This window comes from Halomonas sp. 113 (assembly GCF_904067645.1).
Lineage (GTDB): Bacteria > Pseudomonadota > Gammaproteobacteria > Pseudomonadales > Halomonadaceae > Vreelandella > Vreelandella titanicae.
This window is the reverse complement of sequence record NZ_LR881453.1, coordinates 2,387,339-2,408,458: the sequence shown is the minus strand read 5'-3', so window position 1 is coordinate 2,408,458 and position 21,120 is coordinate 2,387,339. Positions and strand designations below refer to the sequence as shown.

Genomic DNA, 21,120 nt, shown 5'->3' with positions numbered 1-21,120 from the left:
ACGCTAGTTTATGGTACAAGTAACACGCTTATATCGATGTAAAACAGGTTTTTTGATGAGCCAGCCCTCCTTAGAGTCGACGTTAAGCCACGCCTCCGCACATGGCGGCCTGCGCGGCATTGCCCAGCGCTTGGTCAAGCACGGCTTGCTGACCAACGCCCAGGCCGCAACAGCGGAAACAACCGCCTCGGACTTGGAAATATCGTTACTGCAGCATGTGATCGAAAGCGGCCTGGTCGACCCTAACAAAGCCACACTAGCAGTTGGCTGGGAGTATGGGCTTCCAGTCATTAACCTGGAGGCGGTGCGGCTTACCTCACTGCCTCCCGCTGCAGACTATCCTGTCAAAGTACTGCAGAGCCTTAACGTTTTGCCATTAGCGCGCCACGGTCATCGCCTCACGGTGGCGGTGCCCTACCCCGCTACATTGACGCAACTGGATGAATTGCAGTTTGCAACAGGCCTGAGCATTGAAGGTATCCTCGCGCCCGTTGATCAAATCACTGTCGTTCTCAATAGCTACCTTGCTCACAACGAGCGCGGCATGCTGGATGAGTTGGACGATGTGGTCAGCTCGCTGAGCATTATGCAGAACAACGGCGGTAACGATGTACCGCTGGAAGAGTCTTCCCAAAATAGCGAAGATGCACCCATCGTTAAATTTGTGAACAAAATTCTGCTAGATGCTATCCGCCGAGGCGCCTCCGATATCCATTTCGAACCTTACGAAGCGCTTTACCGAGTACGCTTTCGGGTTGATGGAATGCTCATAGAAGTGGCACGACCACCATTCGCCATGCGCAATCGTATCGCGGCCCGGCTAAAAATCATGGCCCGCCTTGATATTTCCGAGCGCCGCCTGCCTCAGGATGGCTCGATAAAACTCAAGCTTTCGCGCACCCGCTCCCTCGATTTCCGGGTTAATTCGCTGCCTACTGTCTATGGTGAAAAGTTGGTGCTGCGAATATTAGACCCTACCGCAATGCAGCTGGGTATTGAGCAACTTGGATTTACCGACGAACAACGGCGCCATTATGAGTACGCCTTAAAACAACCCCAAGGCATGATTCTAGTAACCGGCCCTACCGGTAGTGGTAAAACCGTTTCGCTGTATACCGGCATTAATATTCTTAATAAAGTGGAACGCAATATTTGCACCGCCGAAGACCCGGTTGAAATCAAAGTCGCGGGTATCAATCAGGTGAACGTATTGCCTAAGATCGGCCTCGATTTTGCCAGTGCGTTAAGGGCGTTTCTGCGCCAAGACCCTGATGTGGTCATGGTGGGCGAGATTCGTGACCTTGAAACAGCCGAAATTGCCGTCAAAGCGGCTCAGACAGGCCATCTGGTACTTTCCACGGTGCATACCAACTCGGCAGCTGAGACACTGACTCGACTGGCTAATATGGGAGTCTCTTCGTTTAATATCGCCAGCGCCGTTAGCTTGATTGTTGCCCAACGGCTGGCTCGTAAACTATGCACACACTGCAAAGAGCCCATTGACATTCCCCACGAGGCGCTGCGCAAAGAAGGCTTTAGTAGCGAAGAAATCCATCAGGCAACGATCTACAAACCGTTAGGTTGCATGCACTGTACTCACGGTTATAAAGGTCGAATTGGCATTTATGAGGTAGTGCCGATCACCGAAGCGATGCGTCAACTAATTATGCGTGATGCCAACGCCTTAGATATTGATCAACAGGTGCGCAAGGAGGGCTATCCAAGCCTTCACCGCAGTGGGTTACTGAAAGTCATGCAGGGTATTACCAGCCTGGAAGAGGTTAACCGAGTGAGCAAGGAGTAAGGCATGGCTAAAACGGCACGTCGACGCCAAACGCCCGCCATCAAGCTAGCGCGCTGGAAATGGATCGGTAAAGGCCCCCAGGATAGAGCGCTAAGCGGTGAGATGATTGGCCGCAGTAAAGCCGAAGTAGCCGCTAAACTCACCAAGCAAAATATCGTTATCCACCGGATTAGTAAAAAAGCCAACCTAGGCGGCAACGGCCGAATTAACCCCAACGATGTTATGGTCTTTGCGCGCCAGATGGCCACAATGGTTCGCGCTGGTATCCCCTTGCTACAGGCGCTTCAAGTGGTGGCAGAGAGCCTCAAAAAACCTGCTATGGTTGCCCTAATGCAACAGATGATAAGCGATATATCATCGGGCTCCAGCTTCTCTGATGCATTGAACCGTCACCCCAAACACTTTGATCGCCTGTTTGTTAACCTAGTCAGCGCTGGCGAGCAGTCAGGTGCGCTGGATCAAATGCTTGATCGTCTTGCGACCTATAAGGAGAAGGTTGAGTCGCTGAAAGCGCGAGTAAAAAAAGCGCTTTGGTACCCCACCACCGTTATGACGATTGGCATTGCAGTCACCATGCTGCTATTGATTAAAGTAGTGCCTGAATTTGAAAGCATGTTCCAGAGCTTTGGCGCTGAACTTCCAGCACTGACCCAGTTGACCGTGAATTTATCCGAGCTTGCCCAGCGTTATTGGCTAGTGGCACTCGGCGCAGTGTTTGCTGCCATGTTCCTGCTCAAAATAAGCATTCAGCGCTCGCCCAATGTCGCCTACCGCATGCACGCACTGCTGCTTCGGTTACCGGTCATTGGCGACATCGTGCATAAATCCGCGATCGCGCGCTTTTCTCGCACGTTAGCGACGACCTTTGCCTCCGGTGTACCGCTCGTAGAAGGCTTAGATACCGCCGCCGGTGCCACCGGTAATAAAGTGTACGAACGCGCGGTGGTACAAACGCGCCAGGACGTAGCCACCGGGCAACAGCTACACTTCGCCATGCGGATGACCAACCGCTTTCCCCCCTTGGCAATCCAAATGGTCAGTATCGGTGAAGAAGCGGGGTCGCTGGATGCCATGCTTAATCGTGTTGCCGATTACTACGAAGAAGAAGTCGACAATAAGGTCGATGCTCTTACCTCGCTCATGGAGCCGGTTATTATTGTAGTACTGGGCGTGCTCGTTGGCGGTGTGGTTGTCTCTATGTACTTACCCATTTTCGACTTGGGCGCAGCCCTCTAAGCACCAAATGCTTAGGCTCTGTCAGAAAACTGGCTGCGCTCGACCATACGGCGTTAAAAATCGGCTCAAAGTACTCATTTACACCATGTAAACTCCGTCTTTTCGCCGATTTTTGCCTTGTCTGGCCTTCGCTCGCCGACTTTTCAGACAGAGCCTAAAAAAACGCTAATTTCTAGAAACCTAAGGAGCTCCATGCATCACCCTCCGTTTATCCTGTGGTTAATCGTTTTATTGATTGGGCTATGCCTGGGCAGTTTTCTAAATGTGGTGATTACGCGCCTGCCGGTGATGCTGATGCGTGGCTGGCGTAATGAAGCCCGCGAAGCACTTGAGCTTAGCGCTGAACACTCACAACGCTTTAATTTGGTCACACCAGGCTCTATGTGTCCACGCTGTGAAGCCCCCATTGCATGGCACGACAACCTGCCACTGATTGGCTGGATAAAGCGCCGCGGCCGCTGCGCTGAGTGCCAAACGCCGATTAGCGTTCAATATCCTCTGGTAGAAGTAGCCGGTGGCTTACTGGCCATGGCGGTGCTAGCGCTCCACGGGCTTACGGCAGAATCAGTCTTCGTCTACGGGGCCTGTCTGATGCTGTTAGTGCTCGCCGTGATCGACTTTCGCACCCAGCTTCTCCCCGACATCATCACCCTCCCCTTGCTTTGGGCAGGGTTACTGTTTCAGCTCCTCTTCCAGCCACTGATGCTGCCAAGTGCCGTTATCGGCGCAATGGTAGGCTATCTTTCACTGTGGAGCTTTTATTGGCTATTCAAACTGGCCACCGGCAAAGAGGGTATGGGCTATGGCGACTTTAAGCTGCTGGCAGCACTAGGCGCCTGGCTGGGTTGGAGTTTTTTACCGCTAATATTGATACTTTCCGCAGGGCTTGGGGCCATTGTTGGGCTAGTTGCCCAGGCCTACTCACCTAACCTACGCGGCACACCGTTTCCCTTCGGCCCTTTTCTCGCCCTCGCCGGCTGGGTGGCGTTGTTAGTCGGTGATGAAATAATGGCAATGTATCTCAACCTGCTTATGTAAAATTGAGCCATGTGAACTTTGACCATGTGAAACGTGGCCCTATAAACTTTAGCTATATGAGGCAGCAGATGATTATCGGATTAACGGGTGGCATTGGATCGGGAAAATCGACCGTCGCTCGCGCCTTCGAAACGCTTGGCGCTGCCTGGGTCGATGCCGATGATGTCGCCAGGGAAATAGTCTTACCTGAAGAACCGGCACTGCTAGCCATTAGAAATCGCTTCGGCGAACAGGTCATGCACCAGGATGGCACGCTTAATCGCGCCGCCCTGCGCGAGATTATTTTTAACGATCCAGAACAACGCCAGTGGCTAGAATCCATCACACATCCCAAAATAAGGGAGCGGCTATTGCAGCATTTAGAGCGGCTCAAAGTCCAGGGAGCGCCTTACGTGCTGCTTGTGTCACCGTTACTGTTTGAGTCGGGTCAAAACACACTAGTAAACCGCGCGGTGGTTGTCGATGTGCCCCAAGCGCTACAATTATCGAGAACCCAACAACGTGATGGGGTGAGTGAAAGCCAGGTGCGTGCTATTCTCGCCGCCCAACTTTCCCGCGAACAACGGCTAGCAAAAGCAGATGACGTGATAGATAACAGCGGTGACCACGCCAGCATGATGGAACAAGTGGCACGGCTTGATGAACGCTACCGTCGACAGCTTAACTACTGAGATATCGCACTTGTTAACGCAATTGGAGTTTTTTTATGGCTCGCCCTGCAAACGATTCCCCGCTAGAAGTTAATTGTCCGCAGTGCGCTAAGCGCGTGCCCTGGTTACCAGAAAGCACTTACCGCCCTTTCTGCAGTAAGCGTTGCCAACTATTGGATTTGGGTGCCTGGGCCGATGGGTCACATCGCATATCGGGCGAATCCGCCATGGATGAAGCCGATATAGAAACCTTACTGGCGCAAGCCGACAAGGATGCACCACTGACCTAGTTTTTACGAAAACTGACTTAACGAGCACTGACACTGACTATGGCCGAGATAAACGCTAACCCATCATCGCCGTCGGCCTATCATCTGCTACTTCAACTGGAGCAGCAGTTTGATCATCTACTGGCAACCATTGAAGCCGCCGTTTCACTATACGAACAGCAACTACCGGCAACTTGGCTCTTTCATCAAACGACGCCGTCTAGCGATTGGTTGCGTAAAGCGCTGTTCGATATGTGGCATGAGCAGGATCAAGATGGCCGTGAGACGCGCAACTATATTGCCGTAGTAGCCGCTAATGACGAGCTACTGATGGCAATAGACGCTGTAAATCAAGCCAAAGTCAATTTTAGTGACCAACTACAACATATCAAACAGGCATTTCCCCAAACACTTAGCGATGCAAAAAGTCGCTTACCGCAACGCCACCCTCATGTTGATGAAGTGTTTCGCCGCAATGGACTTGCCCGTTTACATCTTAAACAGAGCTGGCGGCAGCTACCTATCGCACAAGCGCCTGTCTCACGCATTCGCTTTGCTTGGTACAGTAGTGGTCGCTCTATTAAACGCCTGTCAGTTCAAGAAGCTGAACATAAGCTATTGCAGCTTGATACTGATGCACCGCATATTCGTATTCAGCTACGCAAGCTAGCCGGTATTCCAAGCGGCGAAGTGCTTGCCCAGGTGCAAACTCAGGCCCCGCTGATGCGGGCAAACCTGTTTTTTACCGAACCACTCGACGATGGGCATACACGACGGGCACTGAATGCCGCTATGCCTATTTTTGTGCCTGACAATAACCAGCGGCTGCCCCACATTAACCTGCCTACGCCAGAACCTCCCACTGCCCGCACACGGGCAAGACGACGCGATGAGAAACTAGAGCAGGATGTATTTCTACCGAGCTTGAGGATTTATCGCTACCGTTAGCATAAAGGCACCTGCAAAGACTTCTACGGTGTTTTGGATGTGCTAGCTGCAGGCACTACATCCTGCTGCCATACCCCATAGCCAAGCAGCGCTTCGATCAGCTCGGCCAGGTCGTAATGATCCACACCATACTCGCTCAACAAAGCTTCAAAGCGCTGTTTAAAAATACGCTCCCGCTCTTGTTGCTGTTCCTCCTGCTGGCTTTCTAAATCTTCTTGCTCCAATGCCGCAAGCGAGCGTACCGGCGGGCCTGTCGGTATATCGAAACCGCTCTCTGGGTCATCTAATTGGCGTAAAGCCTGCGCAAAAGCATCGTCTAACTCACGAAACTTACGCAGCTTCTCGCGCTCATCTATCGGCTTTTGAACCTTTTGATATTTCATCGATGTTTCATTTACACCTTGCTTGAAATGGTCGATATGACTGCCAATGTCGCTTTTTTTGGCAAAAACTGTGCACAAACGCGTAAAGCTAACGAGCAAACTTGCCTTTGCCACCCAATTACCAGCATAAAGGCATCATTATTAGGTATATGAGGGTAACCCACACATTTATCAAACACGTCACAGTCAGCGACAACGCATTAATTGATGCCTCGCATCAACATTACCCACAAGTAGCCTGAATAGAGATTCCACTCTCATCAGTAAGCTGAACTTTTTCCTTTCAGCCAGGTTACCAACACTAACGCACTGGGAGAGTGCATTACAGGCAAGATAAGCACGACCTGTATGATTCACGTATTAGAGGCCAGATAATGTTCAACGCGATGACACGAGCTGAGATCTGGCTGCAGGACACACTTGATAAGCCACTCGGTATTGAAGACCTTGCGAATCACATAGGGTATTCATCTTCCCAAGTTCGGCGCCAATTTCGCCAAAGCTTTGACATCTCACCTAGCGCCTACCGTGAAATAAGGCGATTGGAGCGCGCAGCGGTGTTGCTAGGGCTTACTCCTCTCAATATAGCGCAAATTGCGATACGTTGCGGGTACCATAACCACTCGTCGTTTTCCCGGGCATTTCAACGTCGCTATCAGCTGAGTCCGCGCCATTTTCGACAAACCCTGAAAACCACGCTCATTCAGCCAAAACCGCATCCTGTTTTTAACACGCGCATCGAAAAAAGCAATGACCGCCAAATGATCCTAATGCGACTCTACAAAGCTCCCACGCATATTAAGGGGCTAGGGGATGCCAGCTATCAGAATAAGCAGCTAGCGTGCTTACAGGCGCGCCTTAGACTATCAACGACCGTCATTGCACTGCCCGACATACTCGCAGATAAGGCTAATGCACTTAATAGTGAATTTTTTCATTCATACCGTACCGACTTTGGTCTTTACCTATCGGATACGGACAATGCACAAGACATTGCGTTACCAGTGCACTACCGGCGGGTCGACATTCCCACCCACCACTACGCGAGCACGTGCTTTGACGACTTAGCTGATCTAAATAGCGCGTTGATGCATACCATCATGTATCTACTTCACAAGAAAAATGTCTGTCACGTTAGCGGCCACCCTCCGCAGGTATTATGGAAAGCGAACCATTTAGAACTTCGTATTCCCTTAATAGCCTAGCAGTGATGGCCACGTCTTAGCGATATAGCTGAACACAGGGCAATAAAAAACCGGCATTCCTGTACAGAAATGCCGGTTGTTAACTAACTTAGTCTTCCATGCGCTCCAGCCAAGACTCGACGGTTTCATCGCCATACTGATCTTTCCAGCTACGCAGGCCCTTATGGTTGCCGCCACGAGTCTCAATGACTTCCCCCGTTTTGGGGTTTTTGTAAATTTTAAGACGACGCTTACGACGTGCATTGCCACTGGCTGTGGTTTTAGCCGTACGCTGGTCAGCAGCCGGATCCAATAAGGCAATGACATCGCCTGGGCGCTTGCCAAACTCAGTCATTAGCGCTTCAAGTTTGGCCTTAAATTCCAACTCACTTTTTAGACGCTGGTCGCCTTCTAAGCGCTGCAAATCTTCCTGAAGCTGCTTTAGCTGCTGCTCTTTTTGGATATATTCGTTAAGTAATGACATCGAGGTTCCTTTAATAGCTTATCCAACTGAATGGGGCTCAGCTGAATGGGATCTAACTGAGGTGCAGATTGACAACCTTGACACCCACTAGTTCAGAATGCAGGGACATTATTCCTGTAAAAAGAGTAACTGACAACAGTCTAGTTGATTTTCACTCAATTACTAATCGTTTTTTTAAAACTCAATTGCTGCTTAAAGAGTTTAACCCTAATAGAACATGGCGACTATACACACCTACCGTAGAGCTATTACAAGCACTCAACCACTACAAACAAAAGCGCCGCCCATAAGGGCGGCGCTTTTACAAACCAATAACTAATCGATAATTAGTCTTGGCCCATCTGCTGCTTGATCAAATCACCGATGGTGGTCGGGCCACCTGCAGTTTCCGGCTCTTGCTCACGCATCTTCTTCAGGTTCTGACGCGTATCGTCTTGGTCTTTCGCTTTTACCGACAGATTGATCTGACGACTCTTACGATCAACACTTACGATACGGGCTTCTACGCTGTCGCCTTCATTCAGCACATTGCGCGCGTCTTCTACGCGGTCAGCACTGATTTCAGAGGCTTTCAGCACAGCAATAACGTCAGTCGCCAATTCAACTTGAGCTTCTTTAGCATCAACTTCAATGACGCGACCCGTTACGATGCTGCCCTTATCGTTGACTGACAGGTACTCAGCAACGGGGTCAGAATCCATCTGCTTGATGCCCAGCGAGATGCGCTCACGCTCAGGATCAATAGACAGGATAACGGCTTCAGCTTCATCGCCTTTCTTAAAGCTGCGTACAGCTTCTTCGCCAGTATCAGTCCAAGAAATATCAGACAAGTGAACCAGACCGTCAATACCGCCTTCTAGGCCGATAAAGATACCGAAGTCAGTAATTGACTTGATGGTACCGGAAACACGGTCACCCTTGTTGTAGTCAGTGTTGAAGGTTTCCCACGGGTTAGCAGTGCACTGCTTGATACCCAGAGAAATACGACGACGCTCTTCGTCGATATCCAACACCATAACGTCAACATCATCGCCCACTTGAACGACTTTAGACGGATGGATGTTTTTGTTAGTCCAGTCCATTTCAGAAACGTGAACCAGACCTTCAACACCCTCTTCCAGCTCGGCAAAGCAGCCGTAGTCAGTCAGGTTAGTGACGACCGCGTGTACTTTCATGCCTTCCGGATAACGCTCTTTAATGTTGACCCACGGATCTTCGCCCAACTGCTTCAGACCCAGTGAAACGCGATTACGCTCACGGTCAAACTTCAGAACTTTGACGTTGATCTCATCGCCAACGGCAACGATTTCGGACGGATGCTTAATACGCTTCCACGCCATGTCTGTAATGTGCAGCAGGCCGTCAACACCACCCAGGTCTACGAAAGCGCCGTAGTCTGTCAGGTTCTTAACGATACCCTTGATCTGCTGACCTTCTTGCAGAGTTGCCAGCAGCGCTTCGCGCTCGGCACTGTTCTCTGCTTCCAGAACCGCACGACGTGATACCACAACGTTGTTGCGCTTCGGATCGAGCTTGATGACTTTAAAGTCCAGCTCTTTGTTTTCCAGGTGCGCAGTGTCGCGAACTGGACGAACGTCAACCAACGAGCCCGGCAAGAAGGCACGGATAGAGTCAACTTCAACAGTGAAGCCGCCTTTAACCTTACCGTTAATAACGCCCTTAATGATTTCGTCTTTCTCGAAGGCTGCTTCAAGAATCTTCCAAGCTTCTGCACGCTTGGCTTTTTCACGAGACAGACGCGTTTCACCGAAACCATCTTCTACGGCTTCAAGTGCAACGTGCACGTCGTCACCGATAGCGATGTTCAGATTACCGTGCTCATCGCGGAATTGTGACGCAGGGATCTGACCTTCAGATTTCAGACCAGCGTTGACAGTAACCCAGTCACCGTCAATGTCGACAACCTGAGCCGCGACAATAGCGCCTGGCTCCATGTTGATGTCGTTAAGAGACTGTTCAAACAGCTCAGCAAAGCTTTCGCTCATGGTGTTCCTACGTAATTACGTTGTTGAGGCATAAATGCCTTCTCCGCACCACCAGCAAGTGCGGGCCTAATGTCACTCAGCCTTTGGGGGTGTTAACGCTGGTTAGACCTGACCGGGCTCACCGATGTGAGTTTAGTGCCCTGCCACGTCGTGACACCTATCCAAAAGCGCCGCAAGGGAGAATCAGACGCCGCTTACCAGCCCTTTTTGGGCGAGCAGTTCGGTCAGTCGATCAACCACTTCCGGTATGCTCAGGCGCGTGGTATCAAGCGTAATGGCATCATCTGCCGGCTTGAGAGGAGCCACACTGCGCTGCGTGTCGCGTGCATCGCGTGCCTGAATCTCCTTTAAAAGACTCGAAAGACTAGCATCCACCCCGGCTTCCTGCAACTGCAGATAGCGTCGACGCGCCCGTTCATCGGCGCTGGCGGTTAAAAAAATCTTCAGCGCCGCGTCAGGAAACACCACGGTACCCATGTCACGACCATCCGCCACCAAGCCCGGCGCTTGGCAAAAATCGCGCTGGCGCTGTAGCAGGGCTTGGCGCACCGCGGGCAGTGCCGCCACTTGAGAAGCTCGCTCGCCGGCCTGTTCGGTGCGAATGACCTGGCCAACATCTTCACCCTCAAGCAGTGTACGTGGCTGTCCCTCTTCAACAGGAAACGCCACATCTAACTGCTCTGCCAAGCGTGCCAGGCCCAACTCGTCGTCAACGGCTACGTTGTGCTTAACTGCTGCTTGAGCCGTCAGTCGATAAAGTGCGCCACTATCGAGAAGATGCCAGCCTAGGCGCTCTGCCACCAAGCCACTGATCGTACCTTTACCTGCGCCGCCAGGCCCATCAATGGTGACAACGGGAGCAGCAGCAACACGATCATTCATGCGCGCCCTCCACGCTAACGCCCATGCCAATACGCGTGGCTAATTCGACAAAGTCAGGGAATGAGGTCGCCACATTGGCGCAGTCTTCAATCACAATTTCTGCACTTGCACGTAGTGATGAAATCGCAAACGCCATGGCAATACGGTGATCGCCCAGACTATCAACACGCCCACCGCCGTAGCTCGCTTTTTGCGCATCGCCATTGCCGACAATATCGATGCCGTCGTCTACAACGGTGTGCTGCACACCTAACACAGCCAAGCCATCGGCCATGGCCTGAATGCGATCAGACTCTTTGACCCGTAGCTCTTCAGCACCTCTAAGACGGGTCACACCCTCGGCATTAGCGGCGGCAATAAACAGCGCGGGGAATTCATCAATGGCTAACGGCACTTGCTCTTCGGGAATATCAATGCCTTTCAGCGGCGCATAGCGAATACGAATATCGGCCACCGGCTCCCCCCCCACTTCGCGCTCATTCTCTAACGCCAAATTCGCCCCCATCAGGGTAAGAATATTGATTACGCCAATCCGGGTGGGATTAATGCCGACGTGTTCAAGGGTGATATCTGAGCCTGGGGTAATGGCAGCTGCCACTAAGAAGAAGGTTGCAGATGAAATATCCGAAGGCACATCAATGGGGCCTGCGGTGAGCTTACCGCCCCCTTTGAGCCAGCAGGTATCGCCTTCACGGGAAACCGCATAGCCAAAACCATTGAGCATACGCTCGGTGTGATCGCGGGTCGGTGCAGGTTCGCGTACCCGAGTTTCGCCTTCGGCGTACAGCCCCGCCAGCAACAGGCAAGATTTTACCTGGGCACTGGCCATGGGCATATCGTAATCGATGCCTTTAAGCTTGGCGCCACCATGAATCTTCAACGGCGGACGCCCGCCCTCAGCGGTATCAATGGTTGCGCCCATCAAGCGCAGCGGGTCAGCCACGCGCCCCATAGGCCGTTTGGTTAGTGACTCATCGCCGGTCAGCTCGCTATCAAACGCTTGGCCTGCCAGCAGTCCTGAAAAAAGCCGCATGGCGGTGCCCGAGTTACCTACATAGAGCGGGCCTGCGGGGGCTTTTAAGCCATGCATACCCACACCGTGAATCGTCACGCGGCCCTGGTGCGGCCCTTCGATCGCCACACCCATTTCCCGAAACGCCTGCAGGGTCGCCAGGCTATCCTCACCTTCCAGAAAGCCTTTTACTTCAGTGACACCCTCAGCCAACGCGCCCAACATAATAGAGCGGTGCGACATGGATTTATCGCCAGGTACGCGCAAACGCCCCTGGGCTTGACCGCCCGGCTGCACACGGTAGGTGACCTTACCTTGTGGTTGCATATGATATTCCGCCTGATAACTGGTTTTGTTCAATAAAGAGTCGAAATAGTGCCGGGCGTGGCTAGCCCGATCAAAGGTGGCAATCAGCGCATCGCTGTCACCGGCTTCTACCGCATGACGCAATCGAGAAAGCCCCGCTTCAAAATCATCCAGCGATGCTAAAACCGCCTGCTTGTTGGCAATAAAAATATCTCGCCACATCACCGGGTCGCTTCCCGCGATACGGGTAAAGTCGCGAAAGCCGCCCGCTGCGTAACGAAAAATATCTAGCCGCTCATCCTGACGGGCCAGCGTATCCACCAGCGAAAATGCCAGCAAGTGCGGCAAATGGCTGGTACGCGCCAACACTTGGTCATGGCGCTCTACGTCCATTTCCAGCACATCGGCACCACAGGCTTCCCATAAGCAGCGCACGCGCTGCAAAGCCTCACGGTCGACGTTCAGTTCAGGTGTCAAAATAACCTTGTGGTCTACATACAAACGCGGATTCGCCGCTGCCACACCGCTTTTTTCTGAACCGGCAATAGGGTGCCCCAGCACCATATTAGTGGGTACCTGGCCAAATACACGCTGAGCGCAGGCGCGGATAGTCGCCTTGGTACTACCAACATCGGTAATCACAACGTCAGCCGACGCGTTAGGTAGCGCTTCGGCCAAGCTTGCCATCACGCTCTCCATGGCGAGCACCGGCACTGCCAGCACTACCATGGTGGCGTCATTGACTTGCTCATCAAGGTGGGTACTGCCTGAGTCGATCAGCCCCATCTCAATACCGCGTGCAATCTCAGCTTCGTCAGGGTCACAGGCAACAATTTGACCCTGAAACCCTACCGCGCGCAGCGCTGCCGCTAGCGAACCACCAATCAATCCCAGACCAACAATCAATAGACGCGACTCATGACAGCCTGATGTTTTTACACCGTCTTCGACCATTAACGTCACAGCACGCCTATGGGGTAAGAGCCCAGCACGCGTAGTTCTGCCGCTCGTAGCTGCACCTCTTCAAGCACTGCCGCGACCTCAGGCTCATCACGATGGCCTTTAAAGTCGATAAAAAAGACGTAGTTCCACACACCGGTACGCGAAGGACGCGTTTCAAGGCGCGTTAAATCAATTTGGTGGCGATGAAAAGGCTCCAGCAGCGCATGCAGCGTCCCCGGCTGGTTGCGCATGGCAACCACAATAGAGGTTTTATCCTCTCCTGCCATGGGCACATCCTGGTTGCCAATAATCAAAAACCGCGTGGAGTTATCCGGGCTGTCTTCAATTTTTTCGGCAATGTGCTCAAGCCCATAAAGCTTGGCCGCCATATCACCTGCAATCGCCGCACTATGCCACTCGGTTTTGACTAACTTGGCCGCTTCCGCATTAGAGGAAACCGGCACGCGCTCCGCATGGGGATAGTGAGCATCCAGCCATTTACGGCACTGGGCAAACGACTGCGGGTGCGAGTAAATACGCGAGACCTTATCGCGGCGCGTCGTTTCACTGACCAGCAAATGGTGGTGAATACGCAGTACTACTTCGCCACAAATTTTAATCGAGGAATCCATAAAGGTGTCCAGGGTGTGATTAACCACCCCTTCGGTGGAGTTTTCCACCGGCACGACGCCGTAGTGTGCGGCCCCCGCCTCTACTTCACGAAATACCTCGTCGATGGCTGCCATGGGCAGGCTAACAGCGCTTTCACCAAAGTGCTTGAGCGCCGCCTGTTGCGTAAAGGTACCTTCAGGGCCTAAGTAAGCAACTTTTACCGGCTGCTCAAGTGCCAAACACGCCGACATGATTTCGCGAAACAGCCGCGCCATCTCTTCTGAATCGAGTGGCCCCTTATTCAACGCCATAATGCGCCGAAGCACCTGCGCCTCTCGCTCAGGGCGATAAAACACCGCATCTTTATCTTCAGCTAGCTTGACATGGGCCACCTGCTGGGCACAGCTGGCGCGTTCACTGATCAGGTTCAGAATATCGCTATCGAGCTGATCGATACGCTGGCGCAACTCATCCAGATTGATCGACGTGTCGGACATGGTGATTTAGCCCCTTGTTTTTTCAAAATCGGCCATAAATGCAATTAGGGCATCTACCGCAGACTCAGGCACCGCGTTGTAAAGGCTGGCACGCATACCGCCCACGCTGCGATGACCTTTCAAATTAAGCAGTCCCGCCGCATCGGCCTGCTGTAAAAACGCTTTATCCAGTGCCGAATCGGCCAGTACAAAGGGCACGTTCATGCGCGAACGGTTGGCTTTAGCAATTGGATTGCTATAAAGCTCGCTGGCATCAATCGCTGCGTAAAGTTTATCTGCCTTACGCTGATTGATAGCGTCCATCGCCGCCAATCCGCCAATATCGTCCTTCAGCCACTGAAACACCAGCCCGGCTAAATACCAAGCGTAAGTGGGGGGCGTATTGACCATCGAACCAGCGTCCGCCAGCATTTGATAATCAAATAGCGAAGGTATATTGGCCCTAGCTTTACCTAGCAGGTCGTCACGCACCACCACCAGCGTTAACCCGGCGGGGCCAATATTTTTCTGTGCCCCAGCGTAGATAACGCCAAATTCGCTAACGTCGATGGGTCCAGACAGAATGTTCGACGACATATCGCAGACCAGCGGCACGTGAGCACCATCGGCACGCTGAATATGCGGCGTATAATCAAATTCCAAGCCACCAATTGTCTCGTTAGAGGTGTAGTGCAAATAGGCAGCATCTGCGCTCACCCGCAGTTCGTCTTGTGCGGGTACCGCCGTATGACCGTTGGACTCACTGCTGGCAACCACATGGCAATCAAAACCAAGGTGCTTGGCCTCATTGAGCGCCTTCTTGCCCCAGATGCCGGTCTGAATAAAATTGCCTCTACCGCCTTGACCCAACAGGTTCATCGGCAGCATGGCAAACTGCAAGCTGGCCCCGCCCTGTAGAAACAGCACGCGGTAGTTATCCGGCACGCCCAACAGATGACGAAAGTCGGCTTCGGCACGCTCGGCAATGGCAATAAATTCATCGCTGCGGTGGCTCATTTCCATTACTGAAAGGCCGCGCCCCTGGTAGTCCAGCAACTCTTCCCGGGCGCGCTCCAGCACGGCCACTGGCAGGGCCGCTGGCCCTGCGCAGAAATTATAGTGACGTGTCATCAGTCCCCGTTTCCTGTGCATCATCGGATGTTTTATTCGCCTGTGCGTCTTCAAGGCTGCTTTCTTCAGGGTCACCCGCTCCTTCAAGAGCGCTTAGCTCGTCGCTCTCTTCCGGTTCATCAACGCGCACCGTCTTGACCAGCTTCTCCTCTTTGCCAAGACGAATCAGCATCACGCCCTGGGTATTCCGTGATGTGGTCGAGACCTCTTCCACACGGGTACGCACTAGCGTGCCGCGGTCGGTGATCAGCATCATTTCATCGCTGTCATAGACCTGCATCGCCGCCACGAGCGAACCGTTACGCTCGCTGGTTTGCATGGCGATGACACCCTGGCCACCACGACCACGCAGCGGGAATTCTTCCAGGCGCGTGCGCTTGCCGTAACCATTCTCACTGGCGGTCATAATGTAGATCTGACCAACGGCGGTCTCGGCTACAGTGCTCTCTTGGGCACCGTCTTGCGTTTCCCCTTCGGCATCCGCCTCGGCGTCGATCTGCTGGCTTTTAGGAATAATCAGGCTAATGACTTCCGCGTCGCCGGCTAGGCGCATACCACGCACCCCGCGGGCAGTACGCCCCATGGCGCGGGCTTTGCCCTCTTCAAAGCGAATCGCCTTGCCGTTAGACGACAGCAGCATGGCATGGTCATTACCCGTGGTAATCGCCGCACCAACTAAGCGGTCACCCTCTTCCAGGTCAATGGCAATCAGGCCAACGCTGCGTGGGCGCGAGAACTGCTCAAGGCTAGTCCGCTTAACGGTGCCTTTGGCTGTAGCAAAGAAGATGTAGTTATCAGGGTTGTAGTCGCGCACCGGCAAGATGGCGTTGACCGCTTCACCTTCTTCAAGCGGCAGCATATTCACCAGCGGTTTACCCCGCGATCCACGGCTGGCGTTGGGCATTTCGTACACCTTCAGCCAGTACACTTTGCCGCGATTTGAGAACAGCAGCACGGTGTCATGAGTAGAGGCCACCAGCAGATGTTCAATCACGTCTTCGTCTTTCATGGCCGTTGCGGACTTACCGCGGCCACCACGGCGCTGAGCCTGATAATCCGACAGCGGCTGCGTCTTGGCATAGCCTGAACGCGACACGGTTACCACCATGTCCTCTTCGGCGATTAAGTCCTCCATCGACAAATCGAGGTGACTAGCCTGAATTTCAGTACGACGGTCATCGCCAAACTGATCACGCACCGCCCGCAGCTCTTCGCGAATCACTTCCATCAAGCGGTCAGCAGAGGCCAGGATCTCGGTTAGCTCGGCAATTTTCTCAAGAATGCTGAGGTATTCATCAAGCAGCTTCTCAGTCTCAAGTCCCGTCAAGCGATGCAGGCGTAGCTCAAGAATCGCCTGCGCCTGGGCAGGAGAAAGCCGATAAGAGGTGGCCGCGGTATTTAAACCAAAACCCTCTTCCAGCTCTTCTGGCTTGCAAGAAGTAGCCCCGGCCCGCTCTAACATGGCGGTCACCTGACCGGGCTGCCAAGTCTTGGCGAGCAGCTTTTCACGCGCTTCAGCCGCGTTGGGTGAGGCTTTGATCAGCTCAATCACTTCATCGATATTCGAGATAGCGACGGCCAAGCCTTCCAACAGATGCCCACGCTCACGGGCTTTTTTCAGCTCATACAGTGTGCGCCGGGTAACCACTTCGCGCCGGTGACGAATAAAGGCTTCCAGCATCTCTTTAAGATTGAGCGTGCGTGGCTGGCCATTTTCCAGCGCCACCATGTTAATCCCGAACACGTTTTGCAGCTGCGTTTGAGCAAACAGGTTATTGACCACTACTTCGCCGGACTCACCACGCTTGATTTCAATCACCACGCGCAGACCATCTTTATCCGACTCATCGCGCAGTTCGGCGATGCCTTCAATCTTCTTCTCTTTCACCAGCTCGGCGATCTTCTCGATCAACCGCGCCTTATTCACCTGATAAGGCAGTTCGGTGATGATGATGTGATCGCGACCGGTTTTGTCGTGGTGCTCAATGGTGTGGCAAGCGCGCACATAAATACGTCCACGGCCTGTACGATACGCCGACAAAATGCCCGCGCGGCCATTGATAATGGCACCGGTGGGGAAGTCAGGCCCGGGGATATACTCCATCAAGTCATCTACCGACAGCGTGTAGTCGTCGATGAGGGCCAAACAGCCGTCAATCACTTCACGCATATTGTGCGGTGGAATATTGGTCGCCATACCTACCGCGATACCCGACGAGCCGTTAATGAGCAGGTTGGGTACCTTGGTGGGTAATACGGCGGGGATACGCTCGGTACCGTCGTAGTTATCCACCCAATCGACGGTATCTTTCTCAAGGTCAGCAAGCAGTTCGTGGGCAAGGCGCGACATACGCACCTCGGTATAACGCATGGCGGCCGCGTTATCCCCATCAATAGAACCGAAGTTGCCCTGACCGTCGACCAGGACATGGCGCATCGAGAAGTGCTGCGCCATACGTACGATAGTGTCGTATACCGCGCTATCACCGTGCGGATGGTATTTACCGATGACATCGCCGACGACACGCGCCGACTTCTTGTACGGTTTATTCCAATCATTACCCAGTTCATGCATGGCAAACAGCACACGCCGGTGAACCGGTTTAAGGCCATCCCGCACATCTGGAAGCGCGCGGCCGATAATGACGCTCATCGCATAGTCGAGATACGACTGTTTAAGCTCGTCTTCAATATTGACGGGCAAGATTTCTCTGGCGATGTCACCCATGAAAGTCAGATCCTTTGCACTGCATTGGCACTGCGAGAGTTGAAAGCGCTGGTAAACACCGCTCTGAAATTACCATAGAGCGGCGCGCAAATACTGCGACATCATACCACCGCAAAAGCAGCAAGGGCAGCCAGGGAGCTCACCAAAGCCGTTTAGACGCTAAATGCCTCTTTCCCCAAGGTTAATGCAGCCAACGCTTCACGCACCTCGCCCTCGATTGCAGCGGCCTTATTGGCGCGCATATCGAGTAGCACGAAGGTTAAATCCGCACGGGCGATGACGGTGCCATCCTTACGCCCACCGTTTTTACGAACAATACGATGGTGGCAAAGCCCGCTGCGCTCACCAACGTCGATGATCCCGGTCATCACTTCCAAATCATCCCCTTGGCGGGCAGCGGCCAGATAATCAATGTTCAAATTGACGACGACGAATGCCCGCCCGGCCTGATGGAGCTCTTTGATCATCTCTGGGTGTTGATCAAAGAAGTCCCAGCGCCCTTCTTCCATAAACTCAAGATAGCGAGCGTTATTGACATGCCCATAGCCATCCAGATGATAGCCTCTAACGCGTAAATGAACTCGCGACAGCGATGCACTCATATCGACTCCTCTATAGTGATTGGCAACGATTCAATCAAACACAAGTTTGAAACACGTGCAACAGAGACGATTGGTGACAGCCGCTGGTAGGAATGCCCCGCTTTCGCCATAATGTGCCACCTTTTAAACAGGATTGGCTCCATGTGGTTTAAGCACTTGCATTTATACCGCCTGCACGACGCGCCCGAATTATCCAGCGATGAGCTCGCTAGCGCTTTACAAGAGCATGCCGCCAAACCACTCGGCAACGCCGACGCACGCCGCCTGGGCTGGACTGCACCTGCTGGACGTTTGGGCGCAGGGCAGCTTGTTCACGAAATTCAATCACATCGGCTGCTTTCAGCGCTGCGTCAAGAGCGCCTACTGCCCGCCTCTGTTGTAAAAGAGGAAGTCGATGAGCAGGTGGCGGATATTGAGGCCAGCGAAGGCCGCAAAGTGACCCGCAAAGAGAAGACCGCGTTAAAAGAGCAGGTAACCGAGAATTTATTGCCCCGCGCTTTTGTGCGTAGTCAGAAAATTGATCTTTGGTGGGACATTCGCGGCCAGATGATAGGCATCAATGCCAGTTCACGCACCCGCGCCGAAGATATTCTGGATTTGCTTCGCGAAACCCTGGGCAGCCTAAAAGTCACCCCACTGAGTTCACAGACGCTGCCTATTCGCGCCATGACCACTTGGCTAGGTGACGCGGCCAGTCGCCCGGCCGATCTTCAGCTTGGTGACCAGGTTGAACTCAAAGCTAAAGGTGATGACGGTGTACTGCGCGCTCGTCAGGTCGATTTAGACAGCGATGAAATTCAGCAACTGCTTGAGACCGGCCGCCAAGCCAGTAAACTCGCGATTAGCCTGGAAGGACGGCTAAGTTGTGTGTTACACGATGATTTGGCGCTGAAATCGTTGCGCTTTGGCGATGCCTTGATTGAAGAAGCCGATCACGCTGACGACGGAGACGACGCGCTTGCCCGTCTGGAAACAGACTTTATTCTAATGGCGCAGGCGCTATCTACCGATATTCCACGCTTGATAGAGTGGCTTGGCGGCGAGACACAGCGGGAACCCGCGACGCAGTAAGGGCTCTATAGTCATTCAAGACTGTTATCCGAAGTCGTCTTTTCGCCTCGATGTTATTAATCGATATTTACTATTTATCATCCAACGGTTCGCATGACTCATCACAACAACGCTACCAACGCCTCTACCGAGACAGACCCGTGGGCCGATATTCGGCCCTTTATGGATCATGAAGTGGCCGATGTGCTGGCCAGACTCTCACGGGACAACGAGCTGCTGGATGCACTGACCCGCTTTCGGCTGCCGCGCATGGCGCGCTGGGCACCATCCCTGGCGCGTGTTTTTGCCAGCCGTGCCGTACGTCGTGAAGTCAAAGACGTAACGACGGTTTATGAGTTTCAAATGCGTATTGCCCATTACATGGAGCGCATGATTCGCACCACCACGGATGCCTTTGAAGTTACCGGCCTCGACAAACTCGACGCCAACGGCGCTTACCTGTTCATAGGTAACCACCGCGATATCTCGCTGGATCCCGCGTTCGTCAACTATGCGCTGTATCAAGCAAACCGCGACACCGTGCGTATCGCGATCGGTGACAATCTGCTTAAAAAGCCCTATGTCACAGATCTAATGCGGCTTAATAAAAGCTTTATCGTGCCACGCAGCGCCCGAGGTAAGCGGGCTATGCTGGCAGCATACCAGCAACTTTCCGCTTATATTCGCCATACCATTACCGAAGACCAGCACTCAATCTGGATGGCACAGCGGGAAGGGCGGGCCAAGAACGGCATCGATCACACTGAGCCCGCCATTATCAAAATGTTGATCATGGCCAGGCGAGCCGCAGAACGAGACATGGTATTTGGCGAGGCAATTGCTGAGTTAAAGCTGGTGCCGGTATCGATTAGCTATGAATACGACCCCTGCGATGTCCAAAAAGCCCAGGAGCTGCACGATATCGACACACTGGGTAGCTACGCTAAAAGTGAGTTTGAAGATATTCGCTCCATTGTAGCCGGCATTACCGGCTCCAAAGGGCGTGTACGGCTGCACTTTGGCACACCGGTAGGTTCTGATATGGCCACGCCCGACGAAGTCGCTGCTGAGATTGACCGCCAGGTGATTGGTGGCTATCGACTGTTCCCCAGCCATTATTTGGCTTTAGAGGCGCTGGGCGAAGCACCGGAGCTGGTGGCACGCAAAGCCATCACTCGACAAGACCGTGAACGCTTTAATGCCCGGCTTGCCGAAGTGCCGGAGCCTCTGCGCCCCTACTGGCTTGCCCAGTACGCGAACCCTGTTAAACACAAGGCAGGGCGACTAACGCTCTAAATCAGCGTTTTAAGCTGCCATTTTAATAACGGGCAATTCATGCCCGTTGGCGGAAAAAATGCTATGGTCGACGCATTGATT

General features: G+C 53.0%; 18 protein-coding genes. 9 read left to right on the top strand and 9 right to left on the bottom strand.

The genetic code is table 11. From position 1 onward, the window contains the following. The first annotated feature begins 55 nt into the window (after nt 1-55). The 6 genes from pilB (at nt 56) to YERSI8AC_RS11185 (ending at nt 5,945) form a co-directional block, all read left to right on the top strand. Nucleotides 56-1,804, top strand: a complete 1,749-nt coding sequence (gene pilB / locus YERSI8AC_RS11210) for a type IV-A pilus assembly ATPase PilB (protein WP_159176759.1) — start codon at nt 56-58, stop codon at nt 1,802-1,804. A 3-nt stretch (nt 1,805-1,807) separates the two neighbouring features. Next, on the top strand, nt 1,808-3,040 hold the full coding sequence (locus tag YERSI8AC_RS11205) for a type II secretion system F family protein (protein ID WP_159176758.1): 1,233 nt from the start codon (nt 1,808-1,810) through the stop codon (nt 3,038-3,040). Nucleotides 3,041-3,232: 192 nt separating this feature from the next. Beyond that, nucleotides 3,233-4,078: a prepilin peptidase gene (locus YERSI8AC_RS11200; RefSeq protein WP_159176757.1), complete on the top strand. Its 846-nt coding sequence runs from the start codon at nt 3,233-3,235 to the stop codon at nt 4,076-4,078. Between the two features lie 68 nt (nt 4,079-4,146). Further along, complete coding sequence (gene coaE / locus YERSI8AC_RS11195) at nt 4,147-4,749, top strand: dephospho-CoA kinase (protein ID WP_159176756.1); 603 nt, start codon at nt 4,147-4,149, stop codon at nt 4,747-4,749. Between the two features lie 35 nt (nt 4,750-4,784). Then, nucleotides 4,785-5,018, top strand: coding sequence for a DNA gyrase inhibitor YacG (gene yacG / locus YERSI8AC_RS11190; protein WP_159176755.1), 234 nt, complete (start codon nt 4,785-4,787; stop codon nt 5,016-5,018). Nucleotides 5,019-5,057: 39 nt separating this feature from the next. Next, nucleotides 5,058-5,945: a DNA replication terminus site-binding protein gene (locus YERSI8AC_RS11185; protein ID WP_159176754.1), complete on the top strand. Its 888-nt coding sequence runs from the start codon at nt 5,058-5,060 to the stop codon at nt 5,943-5,945. 23 nt (nt 5,946-5,968) lie between these two features. Here the strand turns inward: YERSI8AC_RS11185 and YERSI8AC_RS11180 are convergent, their stop codons facing one another. Beyond that, entirely contained in the window at nt 5,969-6,328 is a 360-nt protein-coding gene (locus YERSI8AC_RS11180; RefSeq protein ID WP_035537408.1) for a hypothetical protein, read from the bottom strand. A gap of 374 nt (nt 6,329-6,702) precedes the next feature. Here YERSI8AC_RS11180 and YERSI8AC_RS11175 point away from each other — a divergent pair, with 374 nt between their 5' ends. Continuing rightward, a complete protein-coding gene (locus tag YERSI8AC_RS11175) occupies nt 6,703-7,533 on the top strand; it encodes a helix-turn-helix transcriptional regulator (protein WP_027959300.1) in 831 nt (276 codons plus the stop codon). Between the two features lie 88 nt (nt 7,534-7,621). Here the strand turns inward: YERSI8AC_RS11175 and YERSI8AC_RS11170 are convergent, their stop codons facing one another. From YERSI8AC_RS11170 to YERSI8AC_RS11135, 8 genes are all read right to left on the bottom strand, one after another. Next, nucleotides 7,622-7,996: a histone-like nucleoid-structuring protein, MvaT/MvaU family gene (locus tag YERSI8AC_RS11170; RefSeq protein ID WP_022523599.1), complete on the bottom strand. Its 375-nt coding sequence runs from the start codon at nt 7,994-7,996 to the stop codon at nt 7,622-7,624. 326 nt (nt 7,997-8,322) lie between these two features. After that, nucleotides 8,323-10,002: a 30S ribosomal protein S1 gene (gene rpsA, locus YERSI8AC_RS11165; protein WP_008957327.1), complete on the bottom strand. Its 1,680-nt coding sequence runs from the start codon at nt 10,000-10,002 to the stop codon at nt 8,323-8,325. A gap of 183 nt (nt 10,003-10,185) precedes the next feature. After that, nucleotides 10,186-10,884 carry a (d)CMP kinase gene (gene cmk, locus YERSI8AC_RS11160; RefSeq protein ID WP_022523601.1) on the bottom strand — a complete coding sequence of 233 codons (699 nt, stop codon included), beginning with the start codon at nt 10,882-10,884 and terminating at the stop codon, nt 10,186-10,188. Then, complete coding sequence (locus tag YERSI8AC_RS11155) at nt 10,877-13,156, bottom strand: bifunctional prephenate dehydrogenase/3-phosphoshikimate 1-carboxyvinyltransferase (protein WP_159177925.1); 2,280 nt, start codon at nt 13,154-13,156, stop codon at nt 10,877-10,879. The genes cmk and YERSI8AC_RS11155 overlap by 8 nt, the downstream gene beginning before the upstream one ends. A gap of 5 nt (nt 13,157-13,161) precedes the next feature. Further along, complete coding sequence (pheA, locus tag YERSI8AC_RS11150; protein ID WP_022523603.1) at nt 13,162-14,253, bottom strand: prephenate dehydratase; 1,092 nt, start codon at nt 14,251-14,253, stop codon at nt 13,162-13,164. Nucleotides 14,254-14,259: 6 nt separating this feature from the next. Further along, nucleotides 14,260-15,363: a 3-phosphoserine/phosphohydroxythreonine transaminase gene (serC, locus tag YERSI8AC_RS11145; RefSeq protein WP_022523604.1), complete on the bottom strand. Its 1,104-nt coding sequence runs from the start codon at nt 15,361-15,363 to the stop codon at nt 14,260-14,262. Next, nucleotides 15,347-18,091 (bottom strand): DNA gyrase subunit A, encoded by a 2,745-nt coding sequence (gene gyrA / locus YERSI8AC_RS11140; protein ID WP_027959296.1) that lies wholly within the window; start codon nt 18,089-18,091, stop codon nt 15,347-15,349. Before gyrA ends, serC begins: the two co-directional genes overlap by 17 nt. A gap of 152 nt (nt 18,092-18,243) precedes the next feature. Then, nucleotides 18,244-18,693 carry an acyl-CoA thioesterase gene (locus YERSI8AC_RS11135; protein ID WP_022523637.1) on the bottom strand — a complete coding sequence of 150 codons (450 nt, stop codon included), beginning with the start codon at nt 18,691-18,693 and terminating at the stop codon, nt 18,244-18,246. A 141-nt stretch (nt 18,694-18,834) separates the two neighbouring features. Between YERSI8AC_RS11135 and YERSI8AC_RS11130 the strand changes: the two genes are divergently transcribed. Together YERSI8AC_RS11130 and YERSI8AC_RS11125 are read left to right on the top strand one after the other, a co-directional pair. Continuing rightward, on the top strand, nt 18,835-19,764 hold the full coding sequence (locus YERSI8AC_RS11130; RefSeq protein WP_022523638.1) for a recombination-associated protein RdgC: 930 nt from the start codon (nt 18,835-18,837) through the stop codon (nt 19,762-19,764). 93 nt (nt 19,765-19,857) lie between these two features. Then, a complete protein-coding gene (locus YERSI8AC_RS11125) occupies nt 19,858-21,039 on the top strand; it encodes a 1-acyl-sn-glycerol-3-phosphate acyltransferase (RefSeq protein WP_009286584.1) in 1,182 nt (393 codons plus the stop codon). Nucleotides 21,040-21,120: the final 81 nt, after the last annotated feature.